Source organism: Streptomyces sp. NPDC054840 (genome assembly GCF_053611065.1).
Genome location: NZ_JBSGZP010000542.1, coordinates 1 through 5,199, shown reverse-complemented (window position 1 = coordinate 5,199; position 5,199 = coordinate 1). Strand labels below are relative to the sequence as shown.

The window sequence follows — 5,199 nt, the reverse complement described above, 5'->3', positions numbered from 1 at the left end:
CCACGGTGGCCGCCGCGAACGGCGGCGGTTCCGCCGGTTCCGGCCCGTCGGACGGTACGGCGGCGCCCCGCACTCCGGGACTCCGGTCCGCGGACGCGGGCTTCGCCCGTGACATGGCGGTGCATCACCAGCAGGCGGTGGAGATGTCCTTCATCGTCCGCGACCGCACCCAGGACGAGGCGGTACGCACCCTCGCGTACGACATCGCCAACACCCAGGCCAACCAGCGGGGCATGCTGCTCGGCTGGCTGGACCTGTGGGGCCTGCCGAAGGTGGTGGCCGGCGAGCCGCCGATGTCCTGGATGGGGACCGCGGGCGGCCACGGCGGCCACGCGGGGCACGGCACCGACGCGGGCTCGGGTGCGGGCGCAGGGGGCGCCAAGCCCGGCGCGCTGATGCCGGGCATGGCCACCAAGGAGGAACTGGACCGGCTGGGCACCGCCTCGGGCCGGGACGCGGAGGTGCTCTTCCTCCAGCTGATGACCGACCACCACAAGGGTGGCGTCACGATGGCCGAGGGCTGTGCGCAGCAGTGCGGGACCCCGGTCGAGCGGGCGCTGGCGCAGGGCATGGTCGACGCGCAGCGCTCGGAGCTCACCCTGATGGCGGACATGCTGGGGCAGCGCGGAGCCGCGCCGCGCGGGTGAGGGGACACGCCCGTACCGTGGTGAGAGGCGCCCTCTCACCCGTACGGGCGTGTGCTCCGCCGGTGGGGGACGCCACGCCGGACGCGTCCGCGCCCGGTGCCGGACGGCGTGCTCAGGAGGTTCAGCGATGACCACCGCCGCAGACATCATGCACCCCGGGGCCCAGTGGATTCCCGCCACCGAGACCCTCGACCGGGCCGCCTCGCTCATGGCCCGGCTCGATGTGGGAGCCCTGCCCATCAGTGACGCCGAGGAGCGGCTTTGCGGCATCATCACCGACCGCGACATCGTCGTGAACTGTGTGGCCAAGGGCCACGACCCGGCCAAGGTCACCTGCGGTGACATGGCCCAGGGCACCCCGCGCTGGATCGACGCGGGCGCGGACGTTCGTGACGTGCTGGAGGAGATGCAGAGCCACCAGATCCGCCGGCTGCCCGTGATCCGGAACAAGAGGCTGGTGGGCATGATCAGCGAGGCCGACCTCGCGCAGCACCTCTCCGACGACCAGTTGGCCCACTTCGTGGAGAAGGTCTACGCGCGCGCCTGACCCTGCTCGGCCGTTGCCAGGACCGTCCGGGCCACCTGGCCCGGGCGGTCCAGCATGATCAGGTGTCCGGCGGGTTCCGCGACCTCGAAGCGGGCGCCGAGCAGGTCGGCGAGAGCCGCCTGGCGGGACAGCCAGTGCAGGGCCGAGCGCCCGGCCGAGCCGTCGTGGCCGGCGAGGACGGTGGTGGGGGCGGTCAGCGGGTGCGCCGCACGCAGGACCTGCAGTTCGGCGGCCATGTCCAGGTAGCGGGAGTTCTCCAGCAGGGCGCCGCGCCAGACCCGGCCGGTGCGGTAGCAGCGGCGTACGAGGTCACGTGGGGCCGGGTCGGAGCCGCCGGTCCGGGAGGCCCGTACGGTGGCGCGCCGGGCCGACGGGCCCAGCGCGGCCGGCAGTCCGGCGGCGGTCAGGGCCCGGCCGAGGGCGCGGGCGGCGCCGGTGCGCAGTGCGGCGGGCAGGGCCGTACGCGGGGATTCCTCGACGCTGCCGTCGACCAGGACCAGTGCGGCGGTGCGCTCCGGGTACAGGCGGGCGAAGGCCTCGGCGTGGAACCCGGCGATGGAGTGTCCGACGACGGTGACGGGGCCGGCGGCGCGGGCGCCGAGCCCCAAGGCGTCCAGCAGTCCGGCGATCCGGTGGGCCTCCCCGGCGGTGGTGGGCGGTTCGGTGGCGGGGCCGCTGAGGCCGTGTCCGGGGCGGTCGAAGCGGACGACGGTGCGGCCCGCGGCGACGAGCGGCGCGACGACCGGGTCCCAGTCGAACCAGGCCATGGCGAGCCCGGCACTGAGGACGCACACGGGTCCCCGGCCTTCGACGACGACGTGCAGCGCAACCCCGTCAGGCCCGTCAGGCCCGTCAGGCCCGTAGACGCCATCGACGCCATGAACTCCATGGACGCCATCGACGGCGCCGACGCGGACGAACCGGCCGGTGATACTCACGTACGGCCTTCCTCGTGGACGGAACAGGCGAGCAGGCCCAGCCAGAGCGCGACAAGGAGCACTTGGAGCCGCTGGCCGGCGCCCAGGGCCCAGGTCCCGTGCCCGGCGGTGAACAGGGCTATCGCGGACAGCGTCCAGACAGTGGCGAGCAGTTCGAGGACGACGAGAGCGGGGCCGTAGCGGGCGAGCGGGGCGAACCAGCCGTAGCGGCGGGCGGCGACCGTGAGGGCCACCAGGCCGACGAGGGCGCCGGTCATGGCGAGGCTGCTGCTGACGGCGTGGGCCTGGTGGGTGGCGGGGACCAGTCCCGCGGTCTCCCGGGCGGCGCATTCGGGGTCCACGGTGGGGGTGCAGCTCAGCGGCAGCCAGGCGTCGGCGGCGGTGGCCGCGCCGAAGAGGGCGATGCCGGCCCAGCCGATGACCGCCCAGGAGCGGCGGGACTCCGCGTACGTCAGCAGCCGGACCAGGGCCAGGAACCCTCCGGAGAAGGCGAGCAGCCCGGCGATGAAGTCGGTGGCCCGGAAGAGGCCGCCGAGCGGCCGGTCCTGGGCGGCGAGCTCGCTGACGTACGTCTCGATGGGGTTGAGGCCCGTGGAGAGGACGACTTCGAGCACCCACGCGGTGTAGGCGGCCGCGGCGAGACCGATCAGGGTGGCGACCGGCCAAGCGGTCCGCGGCGAGAGTCCGTGTGCGGACATGATGTGACTAATCCTCAGCAGACTGGGGGTCGATCCTCCGATCGGATACCTACCCCCGGTAGGGTTCCCGTCATGACGCGCAGTGCTCGGCGAGCCGCCCCGGGGGCCCGGTTGCCGCTGCTCGCCGCACTGTTGCTGGGCATCGTCACCATGCACACCCTGGGCCATCCGACCGAGTCACACGCCATGCAAGACGTGTCCCCGGCCCACTCCGTTGCCTCGGCGGAGCGGCCGGCCCCGACCGCGCACGGTGGCACGCGCCACACCACGGCCCCGGCCGTCGGCATGCCCTCCCCCGCGGTCCCCTCGTGGGGGTACGGGATGCCCGCGACCGAGATGGACCCCATGTCGGTCTGCCTCGCCGTGCTCGCGGGGCTCGTCGTGCTGCTCATCGGCGCCGGCCGGACCGGATCCCGACGCGCCGCGCCGCTCGGGGGCGCGGCCCGCATACCGGGCCGGTCCGGCGGCGGTCCGGACCCACCCTCGCCCCGCGAGCTCCTCACCCGGTTGGCGGTCCTGCGGGTATAGGCCGGCGCCGCCGCCCCCGCGTGTCCGCGCATGCCGGGGCGGCGCCCGACCGTGCCCCTGTACCCGTAACACCACACCCATGAGGTGCTTCCCATGCGCTCTCTTCCCACCCGTCGCACCGTGCTCGGAGCGTCCGCGGCCGTCCTCGGCGCCGGGCTGCTCACCGCCTGCTCCGGGTCCGCCGGGTCCGCCGGGTCCTCCGGCGGATCCGGGGCCACCGGCCACGGCTCGATGAACCACGGCGGCTCCGCCGCCGACGTGCCCGAGGGGTACGTGGACCCGGCCGGGCCCGAGGTGCGGGCCGCCGAGGCCGCCCGCAAGGCCACCGGCCCCCTCACCGAGGTCAGGATGACCGCCACCGCCACCCCGCTCGACCTCGGCGCCGGCATCACCGTCCGCTCCTGGGCGTACGGGGACAGGCTACCGGGCCGGGAGGTACGGGCCACCGCGGGCGGCACGCTCGCCCTCACCCTGGCCAACAACCTTCCCGAGGCCACCTCCCTGCACTGGCACGGCCTCGCCCTGCGCAACGACATGGACGGGGTCCCGGGACTGACCCAGCGGGACATCGCCCCGGGCGCGTCCTTCCCGTACACGTTCGCCGTCCCGACGCCGGGCACGTACTGGTTTCACCCGCACACCGGGGTCCAGCAGGACCGCGGCCTGTACGCCCCGCTGATCATCGAGGACCCCAAGGAGCCCCTCTCCTACGACAAGGAGTGGGTGGTGGTCCTGGACGACTGGATCGACGGGGTGGACGGCGCCACCCCCGACGCCGTCCTCGCCGAGCTCCGCAAGGGCATGCGCGGCAACGGCGGAGCCCACGCGGCCCACGGCGAGAGCGCCTCCCCCTCCCCCAGCGGCACCACCCAGCGCTCCTACGTCGCCATGGGCGGCCACAGCGACTACCTCGGCGGGGACGCGGGCGACGTCGTCTACGCGCACTACCTGATCAACGGGCGGGTGGCGGACGACCCTTCGGTCCTCACCGCCAAGCCCGGCGACCGGATCCGGCTGCGCATCATCAACGCCGGCGGGGACACCGCCTTCCGCATCGCCCTCGGCGACCACGAACTGACGGTCACCCACACCGACGGCTACCCGGTGGAACAGACGAAGGCGGGCTCACTGCTGCTGGGCATGGGCGAGCGGTACGACGCCCTGGTCACCGCCAAGGACGGGGTGTTCCCCCTCACCGCGCTGGCCGAGGGCAAGGAGGGCTCGGCGCTCGCGGTGCTGCGCACCGGAGCGGGGACGGCGCCCACGGCCGCGACCCGGCCGCCCGCACTGGACGCGCCGCCGCTGACGGCGGACGCGCTCAAGGCCGCCGCATCGGTCGCGCTCGCGCCGCGCGAACCGGACCGTACGGTGCAGATCCGGCTCACCGGCTCCATGTACACGTACAACTGGGCCTTCGACGGCAAGCCGTACACCCCCGCCCAGCGGCACCCGGTGAAGGCGGGCGAACGGGTCCGGCTGGTGTTCGCCAACGCCACGCGCATGTGGCACCCGGTGCATCTGCACGGGCACACCTTCGCGCTGGGCGGGCAGGGGGGCGGGGCGCGCAAGGACACCGCGATCCTCCTGCCGGGGCGCAGGCTCACGGTGGACTTCGACGCCGACAACCCCGGGTTGTGGATGACGCACTGCCACAACGTCTACCACTCGGAGTCCGGGATGATGACAGTGCTCGGCTATCGGTCGTAGGTCACGGCCTCCCGCCCGGCCCCGACGCGGGGCGGGCGGGCGGGAATTCGGGTGGGCCTCGGGCGCGGGCATGGCACCCTTGCGGAGATCACGACTGCCGCGACAAGAGGATGACTCCGCCGGTATGAGCACCC

At 74.2% G+C, this 5,199-nt stretch carries 6 protein-coding genes; 4 read left to right on the top strand and 2 right to left on the bottom strand.

Annotated features, from left to right (window positions below; genetic code table 11):
• Together ACWGIU_RS29125 and ACWGIU_RS29120 are read left to right on the top strand one after the other, a co-directional pair.
• Positions 1-647 (top strand): DUF305 domain-containing protein (locus ACWGIU_RS29125; protein WP_453710719.1); only part of this gene is annotated, 647 nt, incomplete at its 5' end.
• 127 nt (positions 648-774) lie between these two features.
• Positions 775-1,194 (top strand): CBS domain-containing protein, encoded by a 420-nt coding sequence (locus tag ACWGIU_RS29120; RefSeq protein WP_453710717.1) that lies wholly within the window; start codon positions 775-777, stop codon positions 1,192-1,194.
• Here ACWGIU_RS29120 and ACWGIU_RS29115 read toward each other — a convergent pair.
• Complete coding sequence (locus tag ACWGIU_RS29115) at positions 1,179-2,018, bottom strand: alpha/beta fold hydrolase (RefSeq protein WP_453710721.1); 840 nt, start codon at positions 2,016-2,018, stop codon at positions 1,179-1,181. The two genes, ACWGIU_RS29120 and ACWGIU_RS29115, sit on opposite strands and share 16 nt — an antisense overlap.
• 110 nt (positions 2,019-2,128) lie before the next feature.
• Positions 2,129-2,830, bottom strand: coding sequence for a DUF998 domain-containing protein (locus ACWGIU_RS29110; protein ID WP_453710715.1), 702 nt, complete (start codon positions 2,828-2,830; stop codon positions 2,129-2,131).
• A 72-nt stretch (positions 2,831-2,902) separates the two neighbouring features.
• Here ACWGIU_RS29110 and ACWGIU_RS29105 point away from each other — a divergent pair, with 72 nt between their 5' ends.
• Together ACWGIU_RS29105 and ACWGIU_RS29100 are read left to right on the top strand one after the other, a co-directional pair.
• Positions 2,903-3,358, top strand: a complete 456-nt coding sequence (locus ACWGIU_RS29105; protein WP_453710713.1) for a hypothetical protein — start codon at positions 2,903-2,905, stop codon at positions 3,356-3,358.
• 93 nt (positions 3,359-3,451) lie between these two features.
• Positions 3,452-5,065 (top strand): multicopper oxidase family protein, encoded by a 1,614-nt coding sequence (locus tag ACWGIU_RS29100; protein ID WP_453710712.1) that lies wholly within the window; start codon positions 3,452-3,454, stop codon positions 5,063-5,065.
• Positions 5,066-5,199 lie beyond the last annotated feature (134 nt).

Coding starts and splice junctions, on each gene's coding strand:
- ACWGIU_RS29120 (WP_453710717.1), top strand. CDS start 775: ATGACCACCGCCGCAGACATCATGCACCCCGGGGCCCAGTGGATTCCC.
- ACWGIU_RS29110 (WP_453710715.1), bottom strand. CDS start 2,830: ATGTCCGCACACGGACTCTCGCCGCGGACCGCTTGGCCGGTCGCCACC.
- ACWGIU_RS29105 (WP_453710713.1), top strand. CDS start 2,903: ATGACGCGCAGTGCTCGGCGAGCCGCCCCGGGGGCCCGGTTGCCGCTG.
- ACWGIU_RS29100 (WP_453710712.1), top strand. CDS start 3,452: ATGCGCTCTCTTCCCACCCGTCGCACCGTGCTCGGAGCGTCCGCGGCC.